This is a genomic window from Ruegeria sp. CDSC052 (genome assembly GCF_059610685.1).
In genome coordinates this window covers 186,525-211,159 of sequence record NZ_JBXWOB010000006.1, presented here as the reverse complement: position 1 = coordinate 211,159, position 24,635 = coordinate 186,525, and the positions used below count along the sequence as shown (strand labels likewise).

Here is a 24,635-nt window from a genome sequence, read left to right as displayed (position 1 = left end):
GGGGGCCTTCTTTTGGCAGATCTGGTTCCTACCCTCACTGTGCGGGTTTTGCCCGTGGCATGCGAATGATATAGTCACCGAACCTTACGGACCGCATGGAAGACGGGAAAAGAAAATGCCCGGCCTCTGCCGAGATTGCCTGACAGAACTGACCAAGGAACGCCGCTGCCCGGTCTGCGGCAGCCCGCGCGTCAAAACGCATCCTGAATTGTTTGACCTGTCCATCGCACATATGGATTGCGATGCCTTCTACGCCTCTGTCGAAAAACGGGACAATCCGGAGCTGGCCGACAAACCCGTCATTATCGGGGGCGGCAAGCGCGGTGTTGTTTCTACGGCTTGTTATGTAGCCCGGATTCGCGGCGTCCGTTCGGCAATGCCGATGTTCAAAGCGTTGCAACTATGCCCCAACGCTGTCGTGATCAAACCGCGCATGTCGGTCTATGCCGAGGCTTCGCGCCAAATCAGGTCGATGATGGACGAGCTGACGCCGATTGTTGAACCGCTGTCCCTGGACGAAGCGTTCATGGACCTATCCGGCACGCAACGTCTGCACGGCGCTCCACCCGCCGTCATGCTTGCAAGATTGGTCAAGCGGATGAAGGACGAGTTGGGGCTGACCGGGTCAATCGGGCTGTCACATAACAAGTTTCTGGCCAAGGTCGCATCCGATCTGGACAAGCCACGCGGTTTCTCGGTGATCGGCAAGGAAGAGACATCCGCGTTTCTGAACGACAAGCCAGTGCGCCTGATCTGGGGCATAGGCCCTGCGGCGCAGGAATCGCTGGACCGCGCAGGCATACGCCTGTTCTCGGACCTGTTGCGCTGGGACCAAGAGGATCTGACCGCGCGGTTTGGCTCCATGGGCTACCGGCTGTGGCATCTGGCCCGCGGTCAGGACAAGCGCCGGGTTTCGGCACATGAACCGATGAAGTCCATCAGCAACGAAACGACCTTTTTTGAGGATACGGCCAATGCCGACATTCTGGATGGGCACCTTTGGCGGATGGCGGAAAAAGTCTCGGATCGGGCCAAGGCCAAGGGGCTGGCCGGGCGGGTTGTGACGCTCAAACTGAAACGGGCCAATCACAAACTCATTACGCGACGCGTTTCTCTTCGCGATGCCACACAGATTGCCGATCGGATCTATCGCACAGCACGGGCGCTGTTCGATCAGGTTGGTGATCAGGGCCCCTATCGGCTGTTGGGGTGTGGCCTGTCGGATCTGTGCCCCGAGGATCAGGCGGATATTTCAGGGGATCTGCTGGATCCGGATGCCTCGCGCAGGTCGCAGGCCGAACGCGCCACGGATGAGATTCGCCGCCGCTTTGGGACGGATGCCATCGTCAAAGGACGTGCCCTGCGCTGAGGTTATTCGGCTGCAAGCTGCAGCGGCTCAGGCCCGATCCGCGCAATATCCATGATGATTTCGCCCAGGGTCTCTTTGAAGGCAGCGAAATTGTCATTCGGCTCGATCCTGCTTTCATCCATATACAGGGATCTGTCGATCTCGATCTGTACAGCATGCTGGTGGCGGCTGGGGCGTCCATAGGTCTGGGTCACATAGGCCCCGGCAAACGGCGTATTTCGGGCCACGCTCAGACCCGCCGAGACGAAAGCGCCCTCTATCTGTTCGACGACCTCTGGCGCTGCAGAGGCACCGAACCGATCCCCCAGCACGATCTCGGGACGTCTGGAATTGACTGTGGACGCAAGCGCCACGGCTTCGTGCGGCATCGAATGACAGTCGATCAGAATCGCCTGCCCGAATTCCTGATGCGATTCTGCCAGCAACGATTTGATCCGGGCATGATAGGGACGCCAACAGGTATCGATTCGCAGACGCGCCTCATCCATGGTCAGCTTACCGCGATAGATTTCTCGACCATTGGCGACCACACGCGGAATCACCCCCAGCCCGGACGCTACCCGCGGGTTATGGCCTTGGCGGCGCGCGCCCTGAATAAGGGCTGGATCCAGCTCTTCTGCGCTGCGGTTCAGATCGACATAGGCGCGTGGCATCATCGCCGAAATCAGTGGCGCACCATGGTCCGCCGCTGATGAAAACAACTGATCCACAAAAGCATCCTCGGAAGAACGAATCACATCTTGGCTGAGAATCGATCGCTTCATCAGCCCATTTGGATAGTTTCGACCGCTATGCGGAGAGGAAAAAACCACACAGGACGTGCGCTTGTCAGGCATATCCAGTAGGTAAGCAGCGTTTTGCATGGCGACTCCTTGTTCGCACCAAACATAGACCGGAAAATAGTTCTACCAAACCCCTTGAACCCTTTTGCGACTCCTTTTATAGACCCCGCTACCGGCGCGGGGTTCCGCGCCCCATTTCGTTATGGGGTTGGCCACGCGACGGTTTCATGGGCGGTTAGCTCAGCGGTAGAGCACTTCGTTGACATCGAAGGGGTCACAAGTTCGATCCTTGTACCGCCCACCATGAACTCACTGCTTCGGATTTCCGGGGCACCCGCAAACCCAGGCGCTGGCCACGTCCTTGATGAAGGCGCCGCAGATTGGAGACAGACCCATGAAGGTCAAGAACTCGCTCCGCTCGCTCAAGAACCGGCACCGTGATTGCCGGGTTGTGCGTCGCAAAGGCCGCGTCTACGTGATCAACAAGACGCAGCGTCGGTTCAAAGCTCGTCAGGGCTAAGAACTGCACATACTGAATTCAAAGAACCGCGCCTTCGGGTGCGGTTTTTTTGTCCGGCATTTCAACCAGATGTAATGCGGACGGAACTGCAGGAATTCGCTCAGAAAGTTCGGTTCTGAGATTCAACGTTGTGATAGGACGATCTCGTGCTACGCTTTCCGTGATTTTATGACGGGAGGTCGGATTGGCCAACGATGATCTGGACAAGATATTCGGAACAACTCTGACCGACATGGTAGCCGATATAGGCCGCAGTGTGGCCCAGGCGGCCGAACAGCTTAGCATTGATCAGCTGAAAGCGCTGAAGAACTACCCCCAGGAACTGCGCGATCTTGGCATCCCGCCGGTCTTTTATCACATGCAGGATGTCGATGTGGAACTGAAGGTCGTCATGGAGATGAGCAGTTCAACCGAAGAAGGCCAACGCAGCAGGATTGGCACCTTTATTTTTGGCCCGAAGCTGACTCAGACAGACACGCTCGATTCCAAAAGCGCGTCCACGATGCGAATGCGTTTCGCGCCCGGTCCCGTAGATGAGAGCAGATCTTTGGATGGCAATGATGGCAACTAAGAAAGTCAAAGCCCCCAAAAGAGCGCCCATAGATGTCCGCGTCACCGAGATGCCCGAGGCATTCACCACTCTGCTTCAGTCACTTGAAAACCGCATGACGGCAATGGAGGCGCGCGAAGTCGCGCTGCTCGAGACGATCAACGACCTCCAAGAACGGATCGACGATCTGGAAGAAGGCAGCGGCGGCATGTTGATGGGCGCGGGTAACCCGGTGATGAACCCGATGGCCGAGGGCCGCGCGGCAATGGGAGCGGACGATCCTGACACACAGGTCGTCAACGCGCAGGAATTCTCGCAAGCCCTGGGTGAACAGATCCTCGCCGGGTCTGATGGCAGCAGTGATTTCACCATCGACAACGTCAAAGTCGAAGCGGTTGTTGGGTTGGGTCAGGACGGCACCAAAGCCCAAATCGCGACGAATGCCCGAAAGCAGGCGATCAGCCAGAACGCATCCAAAGTCACTTTTTCCGTCAGGAGGCGGACCGCCACGCAAATTATTGAGAAAGACTGAATTAACAGAGGAGATTGGAAATGAGTATCGGGCAGGAACTGCTAAACGTCCCGTTTGCGGAAATGGTTCAAAAGCTTGCGCTTTCCGTTGCCGAGTCGCAGACCGAGTTGGATCGACATTCTACAGATGTCGCCAAATATATGGCCGATCAGAAGATCCAGCTTCCGGACTTGTCCAATCCCAATGGCCCCCCCAAAGAATTCAGTTTGGTTTCCATGGGCTTTCTACCCGCATTCTACGCGGTGCAAGAAGCCGAAATTGAGGTCAAAATGGCGATCTCAATGACCAAGCAAACCGAAAAAGCGGGCAGCGCTTCGGTCAAAGGTGGTTGGGGCCCTGTCGCAGCGCAAGTCAATGCCAGCTATTCCTCGCGCTATGCGTACAGCCAAGAAGGCGCAAGCAGGCTGACCATCAAACTGGCCCCGGCCGATCCGCCGGTCTTGCTGCAGAAATATATGGAAGCTGTCACACAGGTCATGCTGAAAAAAGAACCGGTGTTGACCGACGACCCAGACCCTGAGCCGGCCCCCGCACCTGTCCCGGACCCGTCTCCACCTGAACCTGAAAAAAGACAGAGAAAGCGCTAAGCAGCATCTCTCGATTTTTCAGTTCTTAAATCAACACGACTAGGTCAGCCATGACGGCGTAGCCAGGATCGGCTTTGCCGACCCTCAGGCCCCGCTGTGCAGTACCACTTGGTCGGGGCCAGCGACATGTTGGCGGTGATTTGACCAACTAATTTTGTCGGAATTTCTTGCATCCCCCTGAGAATCGTTTAATTGACCATTTCAGTCGGGTTATTACCCGCGCCGATTTTCAATGTTGGGACACATGATGCTGAAATCCTCTACCTGCGTTGCCGCCGCCCTGACGGCCCTGATCGCGACCTCTGCCGCTGCCGAGGGCGAACTGAACCTTTATTCTTCGCGCCACTACGACACCGACGAACGCCTCTATTCCGATTTCGAAGAGGCCACCGGTATAACCATCAACCGCATCGAAGGCAAAGCGGACGAGCTGATTGCCCGGATGGAAGCCGAGGGCGCGAACTCACCCGCAGATATCTTGCTGACCGTTGATACCTCGCGTCTGGCGCGTGCCAAGAACGCGGGTATCCTGCAGCCGGTCGAAAGCGCGGTTCTGGAAGAACGTATTCCCGCCAACCTGCAGGACGAAGACAACCAGTGGTATGGCTTTTCGCAGCGCGCGCGGATCATCTTCTTTGACAAGGCCGATGTGGCCAACCCGCCCGCGTCTTATCTGGATCTGGCCAAGCCCGAATACAAAGGTTTGGTCTGCATCCGGTCGTCCAGTAACACCTATAACCAGACCCTGCTGGCCTCGATCATCACAAACCACGGTGCGGAAACCGCCAAGACCTGGGCCGAAGGCATGGTCGCGAACATGGCGCGTGAACCACAGGGCGGTGACACTGACCAGCTGCGCGGCATTGTTTCGGGTGAATGCGAGATCGCCGTTTCGAACTCCTACTACTTTGCCCGTGCAATGCGTAAAGACGTCAAAGGCCTGAGCGCTGAGATTGACATGATCGGCGTCCAGTTCCCGGCGCAAGAAGCCGAAGGCGCGCACATGAACCTGTCCGGTGCCGGCGTGGCCGCAAATGCCCCGAACAAGGACAACGCGATCAAGTTCCTGGAATACCTCGCCAGCGATCAGGCGCAGGTCTATTTCTCGAACGGAAATGACGAATTCCCGGCGGTCGAAGGCGTCGCCCTTGCGGATAACGTTGCCGCCCTGGGTGAGTACAAAGCCGACGAGATCAACCTGTCCGAGGTTGCCAAGAACATCCCCGAGGCACAGAAGATCTTTAACGAGGCCGGCTGGAAGTAATCTTTCATTCCATCGAGCAGAAGGGCGCAGTTTTCTGCGCCCTTTTCTATTGTGAAGTTATGTTTTCCGGTCAATAATCTCATATATGAAAATGATTCCCATATACGAACTATGCCTGATACCCTATCCGACCGCCTTGCAAACCACCTGAATCAACTTCGCCAAACGCGGGGATGGTCGCTGGATCAGTTGGCGGAACACAGCGGTGTCAGCCGGGCCACTCTGTCGCGCTTGGAAAAGGGGGATGTCAGCCCAACCGCAGAAACTCTGGGCCGGTTATGTGCGGCCTATGGGCTGCCGATGTCGCGTCTATTGATGATGGTCGAGGACAGTTTCGCCCCCCGCGTTCCCTTCGAAAATCAACCCGAATGGCGCGACCCCGAAACAGGCTTTACCCGGCGATCCGTCTCCCCTCCGGCCGCGGGTCTTGGCGGAGAGGTCATGGAAGGCCATCTGCCCCCAGGCGTTGTGATCACCTATGACACGCCGCCAAAACACGGGCAGGAGCATCACCTGATCATGCTGGACGGTGGCCTGACCCTGACCGTGGATGGAACCGCGCATCATCTGACCAGCGGGGATTGCCTGCGCTATCACCTGTCTGGCCCGACACGTTTCGAAACCCACGCCGAGCGCGGTGCGCGGTATTTGATGGTGCTGATATGATATCGCGACTGACAGCCAATGACCTGAACAACGCTCTGGATGACCTGACAGAGATACTGCACGCCTGCGTGCATGACGGGGCGAGTATCGGGTTCATTCAGCCATTTCCGTCGGACGACGCGCAGCGCTATTGGCAGTCCCATGTCTGGCCAAACATCCAGACCGGCGCGGCCGAGATATTCGTCTATCGTGATGGCGAACGGATTGTCGGCACCGCACAGCTGGTGCCTGCCGCGATGCCCAACCAAGCGCATCGCGCCGACGTGTCCAAGCTGCTTGTTCATCCCCGCGCGCGGCGGCGGGGCATTGGGCGGGCGCTTATGGCGACGGTTGAGGCGCGGGCACGCGAACTGGGGCGGTCCCTTTTGGTGCTGGACACGCGCAGCACGGACCCGTCGCTCCTCCTCTATCAAAGCCTTGGGTTTGAAATTGCCGGAGAGATTCCGAACTACTGCCGCAGCCCGGAAAATGATCGGCTGGAACCAACAACCTTCATGTTCAAAGACCTTAGCTGAGAGGGCGATCAGTCTACGGTGCTAACGGCAGTATAAAGCCGCCGAAACCGCCCCAGCCGTTCAAATAACGCATGCATTTCTACAGGCTCGAACCTGTCCGTCGTCGCAGGTTGCTCGGCCAGATCAGCTATGGTCAGCGCACCGTCAGCACAGGCCGCCAGCCGGGCGGCGCCATAGGCCGGGCCGGATTCCGCCCCCACTGAACGCACTATGGGCTTCTCGGTTACAGCTGAAATCAGACCCAGCAACAGATCAGATCGACTGCCCCCGCCAATCGCTGCAAGCTCTGGCAAACTGTCAATGGTGTCGCCAAAACTCTGTGCAGCATCAGCAAAACAAAAGGCGATTGCCTCGACCACCGAGCGGCAGATCTCGGCACGCGTTGTGGCGTCCTCAAGGCCAAAGAAACAGGCTCGGATATGCGGGTCCCCCAGGGGGCTGCGCTCACCTGTCAGGTAGGGCAGAAATATGGGCACGCGATCACCGCTGACGGTTTCAGCAAGCCCGACAACCTCGGCAGCCGAAAGCCCCAGCTGGTCACCAATCCACGAAATGGGCCTTGCCCCGTTCAGCATCGCCGCCATTTGATACCAGCGGTCGGGCAATGTATGCGCAAACGCATGGACATAGCGTTCGGGGTTGGGCTTGTATTTACGATCCGCAACAAACAACTGACCGGATGTCCCCAACGAGATAAACCCACGTCCAGGTTCGGTTGCGCCCAATGACACCGCACCGGTTGCCGCATCCCCACCTCCGGCCACGACGGGCACGCCGGAGTTCAATCCGGTCTCAGCTGCAGCCTGCGTTGTTACCGTGCCAACGACATTGTGGCCGTCGAACACCTGCGGCAGCCAGTCAACAGCGACATCCGTGGCTTCCGCCATTCCGGTATGCCAGCGGCGTGAAGCCTGATCGAGCCACATTGTTCCTGCGGCATCGGAAGTATCGGTTGCCAGCTCTCCATGCAGGCGTAGGCCGACATAATCCTTGGGTAGCAGGATATGGGAGAGTCGGGCAAAATTGTGCGGTTCATGCCGTTTCAGCCAAGCAATCTTGGGCGCCGTAAAGCCGGGCAAGGGCAAGACGCCTGCGATGTGACCAACCTGCGGCTGTGCCGCGCGAATGTCGTCGCATTCGCGGACCGCGCGGCTGTCATTCCACAGAATCGCCGGACGGATGGGGCATTGGTCGCGGTCCAACAGCACGGCCCCGTGCATCTGCCCCGACAATCCGACTGCTTTCACATCCGACAGGGAGATTTCGCCAGCAAGCAGGCCCAACGCATCGCGCGTCGCCTGCCACCAAATCTCCGGGTTCTGCTCGGACCAGCCGGGCTGTGGCGACGACGTCCCGATGCCGACTGACGAGGTCGCAAGAATTCGGCCGGCATCCGCGCAGAGGAGTTTGACCGCTGACGTTCCGATGTCGATCCCAAGATACATTCACACCCCTTGCCTTGCATAATTCCGATATCACCGGCCAGGCTATTGATTTTTTTTGCGCGCGCAAAGAATATGTAAAATTATGATAAGATCAAGGCGGACGAACAGACTGGCATGACGAAGATCAGGAACATGGAAGAGTTTGCGGCCCTCAGCGGCATCTCTCGGCCCACCGTATCGAAGTATTTTCAGGATCCGGACAGCGTTCGACCCACAACACGGCTCCGCATCGAAGAGGCGCTTGAGCGCTTCGACTATCGCCCCAACATCTATGCGGTGAACCAGAACCGAAAGCTGACCAAGAATATCGGCATCGTGGTTCCCTATCTTGCCGATCCGTTCTTTGCCGAAATCGCGCGCTATCTGGAACAAAGCTGTATTGCTGCGGGGTATCGCCCGTCGCTGTTCAGCTCGCATGGTGATCCCAAGCTGGAAATCGAAATTCTCGACGGGTTGAAATCCATGAAGCCTGCTGGAGTGCTGCTGGCGCCCTTGGGGCGCACCTCGGATCGGTCAGCGATCGAGAAGTTTTGCGCCAATGTGCCGACCGTCCTGTTTGACAGTAATCTCGAAGGCCTGGGCGCGGCCTTTATCGGGTCGGACAATTTCAGTTTCGTCTCACAAACCGTCGAATACATGACCCGCACCGGCGAACCGCCGTCATTTTTTGAGATGCGAACGCCAGCGAACCCCAATGCTAATAAGCGGCGCCACGCCTATATTGAAGTGATGGAACAGCTCGGCTTTGAACCACATGTCATTAGTATCGACGGCCAGGGTTGGGCATTTGAAGAGATTGGCAAACATGGAGCCGCCGGAGTTCTGGAGCGGCAAGAGCTGAAAACGGATTCGGTTTTATGCAGCAACGACCGCCTGGCAATCGGGTTTCTTTCGGCATGTTACGAACAAGGGATTCGGGTCGGTCGCAAGAAAGACTGCGCGTTGCGGGTCGCTTCAAACGATGACCATCCCTTCTCAAGGTTTACCTGCCCGTCTTTGACAACGGCCGCCCATGACTACGACAATGTAGCGGGGCGCAGCGTCGAAACTCTCTTTGAACTCATTGAAAATGGAGGGAAATTTAACGAGAGGACGGAAACACTGTTTCCTGCACGACTTGTTTTGAGAGACTCCGCATGATCAAAAATTAACGCGCGTAAAGTTTTTATTGACGCCGCGACAATTTTCCCCTTACCCTGTCCAAACAACATCCAAGCTCAGGGAGGACAAGGATGTATCTCAAGAACGCACTTCGTGCGGCGACAGCAATGACTTTCGTCGCCACGGCAGCAGCCCAAGCGGATACCTTAACAATAGCGACCGTGAACAACGGCGACATGATCCGGATGCAGGGCTATACCGATAAATTCACCGAAGCGACCGGCATCGATGTCGAGTGGGTTACGTTGGAAGAAAACGTGCTGCGCCAGCGCGTGACAACGGATATCACGACCAAAGGTGGCCAATTCGACATCATGACCATCGGCATGTACGAGACGCCGATCTGGGGCGCGAACGGCTGGCTGGTACCCCTGGACGGGCTGTCGGATGAATACGACGTAGGTGACATCCTGCCCGCCATGTCAGGCGGCCTTAGCCATGATGGAACGCTCTACGCGGCTCCGTTCTACGGCGAAAGCTCGATGATCATGTATCGCACTGACCTGATGGAAAAAGCGGGTATGGAAATGCCGGACGCTCCGACTTGGGAGTTCATCCGCGAAGCGGCTGCTGCGATGACCGATCGCGACGCTGATATCAACGGTATTTGCCTGCGCGGCAAGGCCGGTTGGGGCGAAGGCGGTGCTTTCATCACAGCGATGTCCAATTCCTTTGGTGCGCGCTGGTTTGATGAAGATTGGAAGCCGCAGTTCGATCAGCCTGAATGGGCTGACACGTTGAACTTCTACGTGGGTATGATGAACGAGTCCGGCCCCGCAGGTTACGCCACTAACGGATTTAACGAAAACCTGTCGTTGTTCCAGCAGGGCAAATGCGGCATGTGGATCGACGCAACGGTTGCGGCCTCTTTCGTGACCAACCCGACCGACTCGACAGTCGCGGATAGCGTCGGCTTTGCACTTGCACCCGACACGGGGCTTGGCAAGCGCTCGAATTGGTTGTGGGCGTGGGCTCTGGCAATTCCGGCTGGTACGGAACAAGCAGACTCGGCCAAACAGTTCATCGAGTGGGCAACATCCAAAGACTACATCGAACTCGTAGCCGAAAACGAAGGCTGGGCCAACGTGCCTCCGGGCGCACGTACGTCGCTGTACGAAAATCCGGACTATCAGGCGGTTCCGTTCGCCAAGATGACGTTGGACTCGATCCTGTCGGCTGATCCGAACAATCCGACTGTAAAGCCAGTGCCTTACGTTGGTATTCAGTTTGCAGCGATCCCGGAATTCGCAGGTATCGCCACGCAGGTGAGCCAGGAGTTCTCGGCAGTTTATGCCGGGCAGCAAACGGTAGAAGAAGCTCTTGCCAAAGCGCAAGCCTTCACTGCCGAAGAAATGGAAGCCGCAGGCTACTAAGGCCTCCTTCCCAGCGGGTGGACAGACGTCTGTCCCCCGCTTCACCCTTCCACAACTCGCGTTTTTCTCGCAGGCTGAGCTATGCCTGAACAGAGAGGTTTTGCGTCATGGCTACTCAACATTCCCGATCAGTTGCACGCCTGATGATGGCACCTGCAGTGATCCTGCTTCTTGGCTGGATGCTCGTGCCTCTGACGATGACGCTGTATTTTTCCTTCAAGAAATACCTGCCCCTGCGCGGCGGTGATCTGGGATGGGTCGGCTTGGACAACTACGTCCGGTTCGTCTCCTCCAGTTCCTTCTGGCCCGCGGTTCAGGCCACGCTGATGATCGTCGGCGGCGTGCTTGCCATCACGGTTGTTCTGGGCATCCTTCTGGCAATGCTGCTGGATCAGCCGATGTGGGGCCAAGGCGTTGTCCGCATCCTAGTGATCGCACCGTTCTTTGTGATGCCGACCGTTTCCGCATTGGTCTGGAAGAACATGTTCATGGACCCGGTCAATGGCCTGCTGGCCCATCTCTGGCGCTTTTTCGGGGCTGAGCCAGTTTCCTGGCTATCCGAGGCGTCGATGACGTCAATCATCATGATCGTATCGTGGCAATGGCTGCCGTTTGCGACGCTGATCCTGCTGACTGCGATCCAGTCGCTGGACAGTGAACAGTTGGAGGCCGCAGAAATGGACGGCGCGCCACCGCTCAAGCGCTTTTACCATATCATCCTGCCGCATCTAAGCCGCGCGATCACCATCGTGATCCTGATCCAGACCATTTTCCTGCTGTCGATCTTCGCCGAAATCTTCGTGACCACCGGCGGCGCCTTCGGCACCCGTACACTCACCTACTTGATCTTCCAGCGCGTGCTAGAGGGCCAGAACGTCGGCCTTGGATCAGCCGGAGGTGTCTATGCAATCATCCTTGCCAATATCGTTGCGATCTTCCTGATGCGCATCGTCGGCAAGAACCTGGACGCGTGAGGAGGTAACGATATGAGCCGCTCAGTTACACCCCGTCGCAAGTCGCTTAACACCGCCCTGGCATGGGCCGTTGGGCTGCTGATCTTTTTCCCGATCCTCTGGACCATCCTGACCAGCTTCAAGACCGAAGCACAGGCCATCGCCAGCCCGCCGCTGTTTCTGAACTTTGACTGGACGCTGGAAAACTATGCCATCGTTCAGGAACGCTCGGATTACATGCGGTTCCTGTGGAATTCGGTCATCATCGCGGGCGGTTCGACCATATTGGGCGTGATCATCGCGGTGCCCGCCGCCTGGGCGATGGCCTTTGTGCCATCAAAACGCACCAAGGACATCCTGCTGTGGATGCTGTCCACCAAGATGCTGCCTGCGGTCGGTGTTCTATACCCGATCTACCTGCTGTTCATCCGGCTTGGGCTTTTGGACAGCCGCGCGGGTCTGGTGGTGGTTCTGATGCTGATCAACCTGCCGATCATTGTCTGGATGCTGTACACCTATTTCCGCGAAATCCCCGGCGAGATCCTGGAAGCCGCCCGCATGGACGGGGCAACGCTGAAGGAAGAAATCCTTTACGTGCTGACGCCGATGGCGGTGCCCGGTATCGCCTCGACCATCCTGTTGAACTTTATCCTCGCCTGGAACGAGGCGTTCTGGACCCTCAACCTGACCGCAGTCGACGCGGCACCGCTGACGGCCTTCATCGCCAGCTACTCCAGCCCCGAGGGCCTGTTCTTTGCCAAACTAAGCGCGGCATCGACCATGGCAATCGCACCAATCCTGATCCTTGGCTGGTTCAGCCAGAAACAACTTGTCCGCGGCCTGACCTTCGGCGCCGTGAAATAAGGAAAACTCCGCATGGGACGCATTCAACTCAAATCCGTGACCAAGAAATTTGGCGACGTTGAAGTCATTCCGCCGCTGGACCTGACCATTCAAGATGGCGAGTTCACTGTCTTCGTCGGCCCCTCGGGCTGTGGTAAATCCACCTTGTTGCGGCTGATTGCCGGGCTGGAGGATATCACCTCGGGCAATATCGACATTGACGGGGCGGACGCCACCGATGTCCCGCCCGCAAAGCGCGGTCTGGCCATGGTGTTCCAATCCTACGCGCTCTACCCGCATATGACGGTGCGCAAGAACATCGCCTTTCCGCTGCGTATGGCCAAACTGGATCAGGCCGAGATTGACCGCCGCGTCGAGGGCGCTGCCGATGTTCTGAACCTGACCGATTACCTGGATCGCCGACCGGGCCAACTGTCCGGCGGTCAACGCCAGCGCGTTGCCATTGGCCGCGCCATCGTACGTGAGCCTGCGGCGTTTCTGTTTGACGAGCCACTCTCGAACCTCGACGCCGCCTTGCGCGTTGGAATGCGGCTTGAAATCAGCGAGCTACACAAGCGTCTTGCAACCACGATGATCTATGTGACCCATGATCAGGTCGAGGCGATGACGATGGCCGACAAGATCGTCGTGCTGCAGGCCGGTGTGATCGAACAGGTGGGCAGCCCGCTCGAGCTGTATAAGACTCCGCGAAACCTGTTTGTCGCGGGCTTTATCGGCTCACCCAAAATGAACTTCATTGCGGGCGAAGAGGCCGCGAAACATGACGCCCATACGATCGGGGTCCGCCCCGAGCATCTGGAGGTATCCGACAGTTCCGGCACCTGGTCCGGGGTGGTTGGGGTTTCCGAACATCTGGGCTCGGACACGTTCTTCCACATTCACGAAACCGGCCTTGCGGACACGATCACCGTACGAGCGGGGGGTGAAGTTGGCTTCAACCACGGCGACCGTATCTATCTGACGCCACGCGCGGATGTGATCCATCGGTTTGACGCAAAGGGCCTGCGGATCGAATGACACGTCTGGTCGGTAAAACCGCCCTGATCACCGGGGCCGCGCGTGGCATCGGACTGGCCTTTGCCAAAGCCTATGTTGCCGAAGGGGCCCGTGTCGCGCTGGCCGACATTGACGGCGCGCGCGTGCAAGCCGCGGCCGCCGAAATCGGTGAGGCCGCTTTGGCTATCGAGATGGATGTGACCAACCAGCAGAGCATCGATGCCGCGGTGGCAAAGACGGCTTCACATTTCGGTCCCATCGACATTCTGATCAATAACGCTGCCATCTTTACCGCAGCACCCATCATCGAAATCGAGCGCACCGACTACAACCGAGTTTTCGACATCAATGTCTCAGGCGCCCTGTTCACGATGCAGGCCGTCGCGCGCCACATGATCGAACACGGGACCAAAGGCCGGATCATCAACATGGCATCGCAAGCCGGACGACGGGGCGAGCCTCTGGTCGCCGTCTATTGCGCAAGCAAAGCCGCTATCATTTCGCTTACCCAATCTGCAGGGCTGAACCTGATCCAACACGGCATCAACGTGAATGCCATCGCTCCGGGTGTTGTCGATGGCGAACACTGGGATGGTGTGGACGCCTTTTTTGCAAAGCATGAGGGTAAAGAGCCCGGGCAGAAGAAACGCGAAGTAGCCGCAGCGGTGCCGCTCGGACGGATGGGCCGTGCCGAGGACCTGACCGGAATGGCCGTGTTTCTGGCCTCAGACGAGGCGCAGTATATCGTCGCGCAAACCTATAATGTCGACGGCGGGAACTGGATGAGCTGATGGATCCTCTGGCAAACGCAAATCCCCCGGTGCGGCTGCGGCGCGACAGCCTTGCAGATATGCCTGCGACTGTCAGGACACCGAATTACCTGCCCACAGACCTGAAACCCGGCATCGTCCATATCGGGCTGGGCAATTTTCACCGCGCGCATCAGGCCTGGTATATCCACCAGTTGATGCAACAGGGCCAAGCACTGGACTGGGCGATCATCGGGGCCGGTGTCCGCAGCTATGATGCCGAAATGCGAGAGAGGTTGCTGGCGCAGGACTGTCTGACAACACTGATCGAGCTGGACCCAAAGGGAATATCCGCCGAAATTGTCGGAGCCATGATCGACTACCTGCCAATCGAAGAGGGCAATGCGACGCTGATCCGGCAGATGGCCGATCCGTCCATCCGGATTGTGTCGCTTACAGTGACCGAGGGCGGCTATTTTCTGGACGCCAATACCGGCGCGTTCAACGCCGATCACGAAGACATTCGATACGATGCCGCCCATCCAGACCAGCCGCGAACCGCGTTTGGCGCCATTGTTGCAGCTCTTCGACAGCGCAAGAAGGAGGGTTTGAAACCCTTTACCACGCTCAGCTGCGACAACCTTCAGGGCAACGGGGTGATCCTGCGAAACTGCATTGTTGGTTTGGCGCGTATGTCTGACCCGAATCTAGCCACATGGATCGACCAATATGGCGCATTTCCCAATTCGATGGTGGATTGCATTGTGCCTGCTACGACAGAGCAGGTTGTTTCGCAATGCCACGGACTTGGAATCGATGACCGCGTCCCTGTCTCACATGAAAACTTTCGCCAATGGGTGATCGAGGACAATTTTTGCGCAGGGCGTCCGCCGCTCGAACAAGTCGGTGTCACACTGACCCACGATGTTCATAGCTATGAGACGATGAAACTGCGTATTTTGAACGGCGGTCATCAGCTGCTTGCGAATGTCGGAGAAATCCTGAACGTCCCGACGATTTCACGATGCATGCAGGACTCTGATATCCTGGCGTTTTTCGCTAAAATTCAGGCAGAAGAAATCCTCCCGCATGTCGCTGCTGTCCCCGGCGCTAAACCAAGTGAATATCTTGATCTGGTCGAAAAGCGATTTGCAAACACCGCCATCCATGACACCACGCGCCGCGTCGCGTTTGACGGATCCTCACGGCATCCCGGGTTCTTGCTGCCTTCGCTGCGTGACGCAGTTGCCTCGGACCCTGCCCCCAGCGGGCTGGCCCTGGCCGAGGCATTCTGGTGCCGGATGTGTGCAGGCAGGCGCGAGGATGGGTCTGAAATTGCGCCAAACGACCCCCATTGGGACACTCTTCAGCACATCGCGCTGGCGTCCAGAGATGATCCGAAACTGTGGATCGAGCAGGATCAATATTACGGCGAGATTGGCCGTGATACCCGCTTTGGTCAGGACTTTTCTTTTTGGCTGACCAAGATCTGGAGACATGGCAGCCGCGCTGCGATAGCAGACTACGTCGCGCAGACGTCCACGTCAGAGTAACCGGTCAAAACACATGGAGATCAGTCGCGGGCCAAGACCGCGCAGTTCCGTGACGTATCACGTGCAAACGCGGCGCAGGGGTTCTGACACTGCAAATTGGCGCGCACCCATAAAAACTGTAGGTGCTCTCATAACGCTGCATCGCCGCCATCGATTTTACTCACAAAAATTGAAGACTTTTGCGCATGAATTTGCACGATTTGCCCATAACATTGCGCGGTTCGAGAAACGCGCTCAATTGATGGTAGTCACCAAACATCTTCTTCAACTAAAGCCGGGCGTTTCTCAATCAAGAGTAAATTCTTATTGGAAATATTCGACCCTGATCATAGGGAAGCAGTTCTTTCGAGGGCTTGTGATAGATCCTCGCTTCGAGAATGGATATTTCCGTAATTGCCAAGTGAGCGCGCCCAAACCGACGCGCTCACTTTGCTTGGTATTGCTTGTCACTACGGAGTTAAGAGCGATGTATCACTCTGCTGCAACAGCTTCCTCTTCCAGTGCCGGGTAGTCGGTGTACCCTTTTTCATTGCCGCCGTAGAGCGTGGTTGGATCGAGCTCATTCAGAGCGGCGCCTTTCTCCAACCGGTTGACGAGATCAGGGTTGGAAATAAACGGCCGGCCAAAGGCCACCAGATCGACGGCTCCGGTTTCAACAGCTTCAACCGCCATTTCCCGGTCATAAGCGTTGTTGCCCATTTTCGCACCGTCAAACAACTCATAGAGCGCCTTCAGATCGCCACCTTCCGGAATTTCGCGGGGGCCGCCGGTCTGCCCCTCCACAAGATGGAGATAGGCCAGCCCATACCCATTCAGCAATTTGACCGCATGAGTGAATGTCCCCTGCGGGTCGCTGTCGGAGATGTTGTTGGCGTCCGAGAACGGGCTTAGGCGGACACCAACACGGTCGGCGCCCCACACGTCAACAACTGCGTCCATGACCTCTTTCAGAAACCGTGCTCTGTTCTCGACAGGACCGCCGTATTCGTCTTCACGCTTGTTGGATTCGTCCCGCAGGAACTGATCGATAAGGTATCCGTTGGCTGCATGGACCTCGACACCGTCGAAACCGGCCTCCTTGGCGTTTTCCGCGGCCCTCCGGTAGTCAGCAACAATGCCAGCAATTTCTTCGACGGCCAGAGCCCGCGGCTCGGATGTTTCGACGAACTGCTCACCATCAAAGGTCTTGGCCTTAGCGCCGATCGCAGATGGCGCAACAGGGGCACCACCATCCGGCTGTAAGCTGGTATGCGAAATCCGGCCCACATGCCAAAGCTGGATCACGATCTTGCCGCCCTCAGCATGGACGGCCTCAGTCACTTTTCTCCAGCCGTCAATCTGTGCTTCGGAATAAATGCCAGGTGTCCAGGCATAGCCTTTGCCTTGGGGCGAGATTTGCGAAGCTTCCGTGATGATCAATCCAGCACCCGCCCGTTGCACGTAGTACTTGGTCTGCAATTCATGGACGCTGTCATCTTCGGCTCTTGCCCGGTTGCGGGTCAGTGGCGCCATGACAACGCGGTTTTTCAGCTCGATTGCACCAGCTTTGATGCCGGAGAACAGTTTTTCATCAGCCATTGCTGCTTCCTTCTTTGGTAAACTTCGTTCAGATATTATTGGACCAATTAGTCCAATATTAGGGTCACTGTCTCTTGATTGAGTTTGTGTTAGGTTTCATTTCCTTGTTGTGGCGGGAGGCCTTATGGCGAAATCACCAACCGGGCTTGTTTCAGGGTTTGCGAAATCTGCTCAGAGGGAATGCCCGCCTTGCGCAAGGCTAGCGTGCCAATTGCAAGGGAGGCAAAGGCGCGTGCCTTGTCGAGTACCTGTCCCGGATCCGAAGGCTCAAGCGCTCTCGCAATAATCTCGTCAATACTCTCCAAATGGTGCCGTCCGAGAGCCGCCACTTCATCATCCTGCGGAGCAAGTTCCGTCAGGCAGTTGATAAGCATGCAGCCGTCACGACCGCCTTGCGGGTTCGCCAAAGCTTCCATAATCGCACCAACGGGGTCATTTCCGCCCGCATCTGCAACGTCACGCAGATTTTTCAAACCACGCCTCGAATAGTGCCTGAGGGCTTTGTGAAACAAAGTCTGCTTGTTGACGAACGTTCCATAGAAGCTGGACCGGCTCAAACCCATGGCCTTGGTCAGATCATCCACAGATGCGGTCTCGTAGCCCTTGTGCCAAAAAACGCACAAGGCTTTTTCCAAAGCCTCAGCTTCGTCAAAGGCGCGAGGCCTACCCGGGCCTGCGGGTGATTTGATGTCGCCAACTGCGAGAGTTTCTTTGCTCATGAGCAAGATGTGGAATGGTTGGCCCAGAAATTCAAGGTGGCGGTAGGGAATTTTTGGAATGGTCAGTCCGTATTGTGACCAGAGAAAGGAATTTAGGTCCGTGGAAATGCAAAACCTCCCCGGCGCGCTTTGTGTCACGCTAATCTTAGGATCAGGACTGTTAGTCTTCTTGCGGGAGTGTCAGACGAAGAGGATCGTGTTCGTAGAAAAGAGAGGCCACGCTCGGTACTCGTTTCCAACACTTGACAGAGTGACTGGCGGCTTTGTCCAATACTTAGATGTTGATCACTCACAAACCAGAGATTGGTTCGGTAGATCCATGGCCAATGCCCTCAAATTGTGAGGATTACTACCCCAATGAGTAACAAAGCCACGAATTCAGAACTGGTTTTATGAGCATCAGTACGGCGGGCCGTTGTAAGCAAACCAACAATAATTTCAGCGCGCTAGGTTAAAATAGCGAGGTTAGCTGAAGTTTAATTCGCCCAATGTGAACTTCTTAACTTTGGCTAGAACGACTTCTTGTCAGTATCGTTTCATGAGTTGTTAGTGAGTTCGGTGAGTAAGTAGATGTATTTGCATAGTTTCGAGGGACATTGTAGCGCAGTCAATGACATCCGGATGGATGATTTTGCGCTTGAGTATCCGTTGTTGGACGATGCCGGAGTGCACGCACAATGGCAAAATGGCTCCTGGCAAATCACGCGGATAGCCGATATCTGGACAAGAACCGGGAAGGTACTTTCTTTGCCTTACAAAGGGGCCAACGCCTATCCATCTTTCCAGTTTGCTGAGGATGGAACCCCGCTTCCTTTGATGGAAAAAGTGTTGAAAGCCCTGCCACGTGAAATGACGCCGTGGCAATGCGCGTTCTGGTTAACCTCACCCAAATTGGAACTCGGAGGGGAAAGCCCGGCAATTCGCATTCAGACCGGCGATGACTGCATAGTCGATATCGCAGGCGAAGCTGGTTGTCTGATGGCAGCTTAGTTTTAGCTTTTGGTCACTCATACGTCGTACAACATCTGGCAAATTCGTGACTCCCCTGCTTTTTCTGCCACCGGCAAGAAAAGCAAGATCAGGGCACTCAACGCAGCACTCTTTAGCGTACTTAACTGAGTGTCTGACGTCAGCGCCAATGGGACAGTTTAGGTTGATTTGATAAGAGAGGGTTTCTGGCTCATCGTAACCGCCAAGGAGTGGAGATGGGAAAGAAACCCGGAACCAAGCAGAGCCACGGCGAGAAGATTGTTAAAGACATCCGCCGCGCGACGCACAAACAGTATTCTGCCGAAGAGAAGATCAGGGTCGTTCTGGATGGCCTGAAGGGCGAGGACAGCATTGCAGAGCTATGTCGTCGCGAAGGCATTGCTCAGAGCCTGTATTTCAGCTGGTCCAAGGAGTTCCCGGAAGCCGGAAAGAAACGTTTGGCTGGCGACACGGCACGTGCTGCGACATCAACCGAAGGAAAGTGAGCTTTCCCCGCGTGAGTTGGCTGTTCGCTTCGACGGGCCGCGCTGCACCATTCCGATAGAAGGGTGAATGTCCGGTAAGGGCCGAAACACCAGTTCGGCAGATTGCCACGAACCGCAGAAAAGTCCGCATCTCGGAAACTGCAAAGACTAGTTTTGGATGTCCGCTTCGGGCTAGTAGCGGCTATCCGAAAATCTTCCCCGGTACTACGATTATGCTGCGAAACCAGCCAAGAATGAGACCCGAAGATATCGAACCTCAAACCAAAAAAGTTGTAGGTTAATGCGCCCAATGTTTTGGGCGAGTTGCAAAGCTATGGGCGCACCAACAAAAATTGTAGGGACGCGCATAACGCTGCGCTTCTGCTATTGATTTCAATCATTAAATTCAGATGTTCTTGCCCATAACTTTGCGTGGTATTTGCGCATAATTTTGCACGATTTACCCAAAAGTTTGCACACTCTCCCTATCTGTGTCCAACTACATCCTTCCGAAAGCCTCTTTGAGTTCTGCGACTTGTTCTACATCCAACATCCGGGTTGACATACCCTGCAGTGCCACGAGCAGCTTGGCTGTTTCTTCCAACTCTTCCGCTGCACAGACTGCTGAAAAGAGATCCTTTCCTGATACGACGGGACCGTGGTTGGCCAGCAGAACAGCACTATACTTGCCGCCCAGTTCGCGGATCAAATCACCGGATTTTGGATCACCCGGCTTAATGTATGGAACCAGTTTAACCGTGCCTACGCGCATGACCACGTATGGTGTAAGCGGCGGAATACAGTCATTGGGATCGGTGTCTTCCAGACACGACAGCGCGGTCGCCCAGGTCGAGTGCAGATGAACCACGGCGCCCACTTCAGGTCGCGTCTCATAGAAGGCTTGGTGCAGAAAGATCTCCTTGGTCGGCTTGTCACCGGACAGGTGGTTGCCATCCAAATCAATCTTGGCAATTCGCTCGGGGTCAACATTGCCCAAAGTCGAATTCGTTGGCGTCATGAGAATCCCGTCCGGTAAACGCGCAGAGACATTGCCCGCGGTGCCAACGGAAAAGCCACGCACAAACAGCGAGGCGCACAGCTCGGACATCTGCCGTCGCAGTGCCTGTTCTTCAGAACTCATTTGCCTGCCTCCATCATTCTCAGTGCCTTCGAGAAGAAATCTGGAGCGCCAAAGTTGCCGGATTTCAAAGCCATTGCGATGGGTTCAGTTTTTCCAACGCTCAGGACAGGTACGCCCGGGTCAATCTCTGGCCCGATTGACATAGCCGGTGACCCCAGTGCCTCAGAGACAGCCTGGGCGACAGCTCCCGACGTCTCACCTCCAGCTACAACCAACCGCTTGTAGCCCTTTTGGACAAGTTCTCGCGCGGTATCTTCAAAGAGATTGTCCAGCTTTTCCGCTACGGCTTCCTGACCAAACTGACCTTGGATCGCACGCACATCATCCGGGCTCCCCGATGAATACGCGAGCGGCGCCTGACCCGAATGCTCTTCAAAGAAATCCAGAAGCGTTTGCGTGGTCACATCCCCGAACATAACACCCGAAACATCAATTGCGAAAGTCGGATGGGACTTCGCGTGAATTTCAATCTGCCTGCGGGTCGCACCTGAACAAGAACCCGCAAGGATCGCGGCAGGCCCTGCGATACCAGTGAACACAGTGCCAGCACTTTTGGATGAAGTCTCTCTCAGGAAGTTTCTTGGTAGTCCCAGTGCTATACCCGATCCCCCAGTAATGAGCTTGGCATCCTTTAGAGCTTCTCCCCAGGCCAACAAATCTTCATCCGAAATCGCATCGCCAATTACAAATCGTTCGCCGGCCTTCTGCAAAGCATCAGCAATCGCCTCTGATCCTTGCTCCACGGCGTCAATTGACACCAACCCGACCGCTTCTTGGGTCTGATACTGCAACCATCGCCTGATGTTAGCATCCGTCATCGGAGTAAGAGGGTGATTTTCCATCCCCGACTCGTGCAACAGCTTACCTTGCACAAATAGGTGACCGTGATAGACGGTGCGCCCGGTTGTCGGAAAGGCCGGGCAGAAAACCACCTTTTGCGCGTCCAGCTCGTCGGCAAGCGCTTTCGCAACTGGGCCGATATTTCCTTCCGTCGTGGAATCGAAGGTCGAACAATACTTGAAGATGAACTGCTGGCATCCTTGATCCGCGAGCCACCGCAAAGCACTCAGACTGTCTGCAATGGCTTCTTCAACCGGTGCAGTGCGGCTTTTGAGTGAGATCACACCCGCTTCGATCTCTTCGTCGACCGGGATATTAGGAACACCCGGAAACTGCGCGGTTCGTATCCCACCTTCTGGCTCCATGCCCTTCGCCAAGGTGTTCGCAATATCACTCGCACCAGTAAAATCATCCGCTATGACACCTATTTTCATAGTTCGATGTCCCTCGTCGGCCCTGGGTCTAGCCTATAGATATGCGGCGCTGCACCGACTGGAAAAACCTCACGCACAAGTGGATCATGGCCGGGCACGATAAGTCGAGGATGCGAGGCCAACCTCTCGAGTGTCTCGAAACCATCCATCATGTCCTGTAGGTCGACGACAATGGGAAAGGCTTTGCGCGCCATGAAATTCTCATAGTAATGCGAGGCATCAGAGGCGAGCACCATCCACCCGGCTTCCGTCCTTACGCGAACGCATTGCAACCCTCGCGAATGCCCACCAATGCAGTGCACCGTGACCCCATCTATAATCTCGGCTTCTCCATCGTAGAACACGACGTTCCCTGAATAGAGACGCTTTACGACCTCGCAAATATGGCTAGCCGTGAAAGGTGCGCGCAGATGGTCGTGGCACATGCAGGGGCCTGTGGCGAAGGCCATCTCCGCCGATTGCATATGCAACTTCGCGTTCGGGAACATATGCAGCCCCCCCGCGTGATCATAATGAAGATGGGTCACGATAACCTCGGTTACCGCTTCCGGTGAAATGCCTAGGGGCCGCAGAGCCTCGCGAGGATCCATCGCAATGGGACGACCACGGGCGGCGGCCTCATCGGAGTCGTAGCCAGTATCGACCAGAATGACTTTGTTGCCGCGTTTGAGCACCCAAACGAAGTAATCCATCGCATGAGGCGCGCTGTGATTATCATCGATGATGAAACTATCTGCTCGCGTCCGCGCATGTCGATCCGCGTATTTCACGGCGTGGATTTCCCAATCGTTCATCGGATGACCTCGGAGTACTGGTGAACTACCTTGGTAGCGATCATATCAGCCACTGCCGTATCGAAGGCCTGAAAATGCGCGCTTTCCAGGTGGGCGGAGAACGCAGCGCTGTCATCATAAACCTCATAGAGAAAAACTGTATCGGGATTGCCGCCGAGGCAAACGTCAAACTGCTGGCATCCGGCTTCTTCACACAAAGAGGTCGAAGCGTTTTCGACCATCAGCGGCAAAAAGGTGTCTCTCGTACCGGGCTTGAGAGTGAAGGTGACAGTAACCACAAACATCAGACGGAAAGTCCTTTCAGACGTGAGAAAGCGCGCTTCGCAACGGGCAGTTGGCTGAGGATCAGGCCAATGTTGAGCACCAGCAGAATGGCCGCACCCGGGCGTGAAAAGAAGACCGAAAGATCCCCGTCCGACAAGAACAGCGACCGGCGGAAGGTTTCGTCAAACAGGCTGCCCAGAATAACCCCGATAACCAATGGCGCGATTGGGTATTTCATCAGGTTCATGAAATAGGCAACGGCGCCGACGCCAAGCATCAGGTAAAGATCATTGATGCCACCACCGACGCTGAAAGACCCAATTGTTGTTAGAACCATCACAACCGGCAAGAAGATAGTCTGCGGGATGGCGAGTATTCTGATGAAAACCCGAGCAGTGAACAGGCCCATCAGGAACATTGTCAGGGAGGCCAACACAAGTATTGCAACCACGCGCAGAATGATCTCGGGGTCTATCGTCGGACCTGGGATCACGTTGTTGATCTTGAAAGCCCCCATCAAAGCCGCGGCGGGTGGTGAACCGGGAATGCCCAACACCAAAAGCGGGATTAGTGCGCCCCCAATGCAGGCGTTGTTTGCCGTTTCAGAGCACAGCAGACCTTCCAATGACCCTTTTCCAAACTTATCGCCCTCAGCAGATACGGTCTTACCGACACCGTAGCTGACCCAACCGGCGACATCTTCGCCGACGCCGGGAAGTGCTCCTACCCCTGTCCCGATCACCCCTGACCGGCCAATGGTGGGCAGGTAGCGTCGGATGGAGCGTAGATTCGGAAGGATGCGACCTTTCAGGGCCAGAGCTTTCCCGGCCTCAACGTGCCTTAAACCGTCGATGATTTGGGGAATGGCAAATGCCCCCATCAAAACCGGCACGACCTGAAACCCGCTCATCAAGTAAGACCAGCCGAAGGTATAGCGCGGTTCAGACAACAGAGGGTCAAGCCCCACCATGGACATCGCAAGGCCGATCAGACCGGCGATCCATCCCTTGATCACCAGGTCTTCGCTCATCAAAGTGCCAGAAAGCAGAATGCCGAACAGGGCCAGCAGTGCTTTCTCCGGGCTTGCGATGTTTTTTGAAACCAAAAGCAACGCCCAGACAAAGATCAAAAGCGTGATGGTCCCGATAACTGTACCAATGAAACTGGCCGTTGTGGTCAGCCCTAGTGCTTCGCCCCCTCGACCCGCTTTAGCCAGAGGGTATCCATCCATGGCCGTCGCCGCACTGGCCGCCGTGCCCGGAATGTTCAGCAGGATTGACGGATAAGAGCCGCCGTAAATCGCGCCGACATAGGCCCCGAGCAAAGCGATCAGCGAATAGTCCAATGGGATCTTGTTGCCGAAGAAACCCGTCAGGATCGTCACTGCCAGCGTTGCGGTCAGGCCGGGCAATGCGCCAAACGTTATACCCAGGAACACGGATGCAATCAAATACAGATAGGTCAGCGGGTCTACTGCCAGGCCCACGAATGTGGTCCCAAATCCAGCCAGTTGCGAAAGGATAAAGTCCATC

At 56.1% G+C, this 24,635-nt stretch carries 25 protein-coding genes, 1 tRNA gene and 1 pseudogene; 18 read left to right on the top strand and 9 right to left on the bottom strand.

All coding sequences use genetic code 11. The features are described 5' to 3' along the window. Positions 1 to 115 precede the first annotated feature (115 nt). Entirely contained in the window at positions 116 to 1,369 is a 1,254-nt protein-coding gene (locus tag AC2FIM_RS12485; RefSeq protein ID WP_496679637.1) for a DNA polymerase IV, read from the top strand. A gap of 2 nt (positions 1,370 to 1,371) precedes the next feature. Here the strand turns inward: AC2FIM_RS12485 and AC2FIM_RS12480 are convergent, their stop codons facing one another. Then, positions 1,372 to 2,232, bottom strand: coding sequence for an N-formylglutamate amidohydrolase (locus AC2FIM_RS12480; protein ID WP_271951868.1), 861 nt, complete (start codon positions 2,230 to 2,232; stop codon positions 1,372 to 1,374). 148 nt (positions 2,233 to 2,380) lie between these two features. On the opposite strand from AC2FIM_RS12480, the gene AC2FIM_RS12475 reads away from it, so the two are divergent. From AC2FIM_RS12475 to AC2FIM_RS12440, 8 genes are all read left to right on the top strand, one after another. Continuing rightward, positions 2,381 to 2,455 (top strand) — tRNA-Val (locus AC2FIM_RS12475). Positions 2,456 to 2,545: 90 nt separating this feature from the next. Next, positions 2,546 to 2,671 carry a type B 50S ribosomal protein L36 gene (ykgO, locus tag AC2FIM_RS12470; RefSeq protein WP_008562923.1) on the top strand — a complete coding sequence of 42 codons (126 nt, stop codon included), beginning with the start codon at positions 2,546 to 2,548 and terminating at the stop codon, positions 2,669 to 2,671. Between the two features lie 184 nt (positions 2,672 to 2,855). Further along, positions 2,856 to 3,242, top strand: a complete 387-nt coding sequence (locus AC2FIM_RS12465) for a hypothetical protein (protein ID WP_271951870.1) — start codon at positions 2,856 to 2,858, stop codon at positions 3,240 to 3,242. Further along, positions 3,232 to 3,753, top strand: coding sequence for a hypothetical protein (locus AC2FIM_RS12460; RefSeq protein ID WP_142639525.1), 522 nt, complete (start codon positions 3,232 to 3,234; stop codon positions 3,751 to 3,753). Before AC2FIM_RS12465 ends, AC2FIM_RS12460 begins: the two co-directional genes overlap by 11 nt. A 20-nt stretch (positions 3,754 to 3,773) precedes the next feature. Further along, positions 3,774 to 4,340 carry a hypothetical protein gene (locus AC2FIM_RS12455; protein WP_271951874.1) on the top strand — a complete coding sequence of 189 codons (567 nt, stop codon included), beginning with the start codon at positions 3,774 to 3,776 and terminating at the stop codon, positions 4,338 to 4,340. Between the two features lie 247 nt (positions 4,341 to 4,587). Next, complete coding sequence (locus AC2FIM_RS12450; protein WP_496679645.1) at positions 4,588 to 5,604, top strand: extracellular solute-binding protein; 1,017 nt, start codon at positions 4,588 to 4,590, stop codon at positions 5,602 to 5,604. 111 nt (positions 5,605 to 5,715) lie between these two features. Beyond that, the gene (locus AC2FIM_RS12445; RefSeq protein WP_496679648.1) at positions 5,716 to 6,270 is read left to right on the top strand and encodes a helix-turn-helix domain-containing protein; all 555 of its coding nucleotides are present in this window, start codon (positions 5,716 to 5,718) and stop codon (positions 6,268 to 6,270) included. Next, the gene (locus AC2FIM_RS12440; RefSeq protein ID WP_496679650.1) at positions 6,267 to 6,785 is read left to right on the top strand and encodes a GNAT family N-acetyltransferase; all 519 of its coding nucleotides are present in this window, start codon (positions 6,267 to 6,269) and stop codon (positions 6,783 to 6,785) included. Before AC2FIM_RS12445 ends, AC2FIM_RS12440 begins: the two co-directional genes overlap by 4 nt. Positions 6,786 to 6,793: 8 nt before the next feature. Here the strand turns inward: AC2FIM_RS12440 and xylB are convergent, their stop codons facing one another. Continuing rightward, positions 6,794 to 8,230 carry a xylulokinase gene (gene xylB, locus AC2FIM_RS12435; RefSeq protein ID WP_496679652.1) on the bottom strand — a complete coding sequence of 479 codons (1,437 nt, stop codon included), beginning with the start codon at positions 8,228 to 8,230 and terminating at the stop codon, positions 6,794 to 6,796. A 114-nt stretch (positions 8,231 to 8,344) separates the two neighbouring features. Between xylB and AC2FIM_RS12430 the strand changes: the two genes are divergently transcribed. The 7 genes from AC2FIM_RS12430 (at position 8,345) to AC2FIM_RS12400 (ending at position 15,879) form a co-directional block, all read left to right on the top strand. Beyond that, complete coding sequence (locus tag AC2FIM_RS12430) at positions 8,345 to 9,370, top strand: LacI family DNA-binding transcriptional regulator (protein WP_271951883.1); 1,026 nt, start codon at positions 8,345 to 8,347, stop codon at positions 9,368 to 9,370. A 92-nt stretch (positions 9,371 to 9,462) separates the two neighbouring features. Beyond that, positions 9,463 to 10,764 carry an ABC transporter substrate-binding protein gene (locus tag AC2FIM_RS12425; protein WP_271951885.1) on the top strand — a complete coding sequence of 434 codons (1,302 nt, stop codon included), beginning with the start codon at positions 9,463 to 9,465 and terminating at the stop codon, positions 10,762 to 10,764. Positions 10,765 to 10,871: 107 nt separating this feature from the next. After that, the gene (locus AC2FIM_RS12420) at positions 10,872 to 11,738 is read left to right on the top strand and encodes a carbohydrate ABC transporter permease (RefSeq protein ID WP_142639539.1); all 867 of its coding nucleotides are present in this window, start codon (positions 10,872 to 10,874) and stop codon (positions 11,736 to 11,738) included. Positions 11,739 to 11,750: 12 nt separating this feature from the next. Next, on the top strand, positions 11,751 to 12,581 hold the full coding sequence (locus AC2FIM_RS12415) for a carbohydrate ABC transporter permease (RefSeq protein WP_142639541.1): 831 nt from the start codon (positions 11,751 to 11,753) through the stop codon (positions 12,579 to 12,581). A gap of 12 nt (positions 12,582 to 12,593) precedes the next feature. Beyond that, entirely contained in the window at positions 12,594 to 13,598 is a 1,005-nt protein-coding gene (locus AC2FIM_RS12410; protein WP_142639543.1) for an ABC transporter ATP-binding protein, read from the top strand. Continuing rightward, on the top strand, positions 13,595 to 14,368 hold the full coding sequence (locus tag AC2FIM_RS12405; RefSeq protein WP_282027850.1) for an L-iditol 2-dehydrogenase: 774 nt from the start codon (positions 13,595 to 13,597) through the stop codon (positions 14,366 to 14,368). The genes AC2FIM_RS12410 and AC2FIM_RS12405 overlap by 4 nt, the downstream gene beginning before the upstream one ends. Then, positions 14,368 to 15,879: a mannitol dehydrogenase family protein gene (locus AC2FIM_RS12400; protein WP_496708330.1), complete on the top strand. Its 1,512-nt coding sequence runs from the start codon at positions 14,368 to 14,370 to the stop codon at positions 15,877 to 15,879. Before AC2FIM_RS12405 ends, AC2FIM_RS12400 begins: the two co-directional genes overlap by 1 nt. A gap of 471 nt (positions 15,880 to 16,350) precedes the next feature. On the opposite strand, the gene AC2FIM_RS12395 is transcribed toward AC2FIM_RS12400, so the two are convergent. Together AC2FIM_RS12395 and AC2FIM_RS12390 are read right to left on the bottom strand one after the other, a co-directional pair. Further along, a complete protein-coding gene (locus tag AC2FIM_RS12395) occupies positions 16,351 to 17,457 on the bottom strand; it encodes an alkene reductase (protein WP_496679659.1) in 1,107 nt (368 codons plus the stop codon). 122 nt (positions 17,458 to 17,579) lie between these two features. After that, positions 17,580 to 18,314 carry a TetR/AcrR family transcriptional regulator gene (locus AC2FIM_RS12390; RefSeq protein ID WP_271951895.1) on the bottom strand — a complete coding sequence of 245 codons (735 nt, stop codon included), beginning with the start codon at positions 18,312 to 18,314 and terminating at the stop codon, positions 17,580 to 17,582. A gap of 483 nt (positions 18,315 to 18,797) precedes the next feature. Between AC2FIM_RS12390 and AC2FIM_RS12385 the strand changes: the two genes are divergently transcribed. Then, entirely contained in the window at positions 18,798 to 19,166 is a 369-nt protein-coding gene (locus AC2FIM_RS12385; protein WP_142639554.1) for a hypothetical protein, read from the top strand. 215 nt (positions 19,167 to 19,381) lie between these two features. Further along, a pseudogene (locus tag AC2FIM_RS12380) lies at positions 19,382 to 19,648 on the top strand (transposase); the annotation flags it as partial. A 481-nt stretch (positions 19,649 to 20,129) separates the two neighbouring features. On the opposite strand, the gene otnC reads toward AC2FIM_RS12380, so the two are convergent. Genes otnC through AC2FIM_RS12355 form a run of 5 tightly spaced genes read right to left on the bottom strand, consistent with a single transcriptional unit; the run spans position 20,130 to position 24,634 of the window. Further along, the gene (gene otnC / locus AC2FIM_RS12375) at positions 20,130 to 20,771 is read right to left on the bottom strand and encodes a 3-oxo-tetronate 4-phosphate decarboxylase (RefSeq protein WP_271951897.1); all 642 of its coding nucleotides are present in this window, start codon (positions 20,769 to 20,771) and stop codon (positions 20,130 to 20,132) included. Further along, positions 20,768 to 22,045, bottom strand: a complete 1,278-nt coding sequence (gene otnK, locus AC2FIM_RS12370) for a 3-oxo-tetronate kinase (RefSeq protein WP_271951899.1) — start codon at positions 22,043 to 22,045, stop codon at positions 20,768 to 20,770. Before otnK ends, otnC begins: the two co-directional genes overlap by 4 nt. Further along, complete coding sequence (locus tag AC2FIM_RS12365) at positions 22,042 to 22,839, bottom strand: N-acyl homoserine lactonase family protein (RefSeq protein WP_271951901.1); 798 nt, start codon at positions 22,837 to 22,839, stop codon at positions 22,042 to 22,044. Before AC2FIM_RS12365 ends, otnK begins: the two co-directional genes overlap by 4 nt. After that, on the bottom strand, positions 22,836 to 23,123 hold the full coding sequence (locus tag AC2FIM_RS12360; RefSeq protein WP_142639562.1) for a putative quinol monooxygenase: 288 nt from the start codon (positions 23,121 to 23,123) through the stop codon (positions 22,836 to 22,838). Before AC2FIM_RS12360 ends, AC2FIM_RS12365 begins: the two co-directional genes overlap by 4 nt. Next, entirely contained in the window at positions 23,123 to 24,634 is a 1,512-nt protein-coding gene (locus AC2FIM_RS12355; RefSeq protein WP_271951903.1) for a tripartite tricarboxylate transporter permease, read from the bottom strand. The genes AC2FIM_RS12360 and AC2FIM_RS12355 overlap by 1 nt, the downstream gene beginning before the upstream one ends. Position 24,635 lies beyond the last annotated feature (1 nt).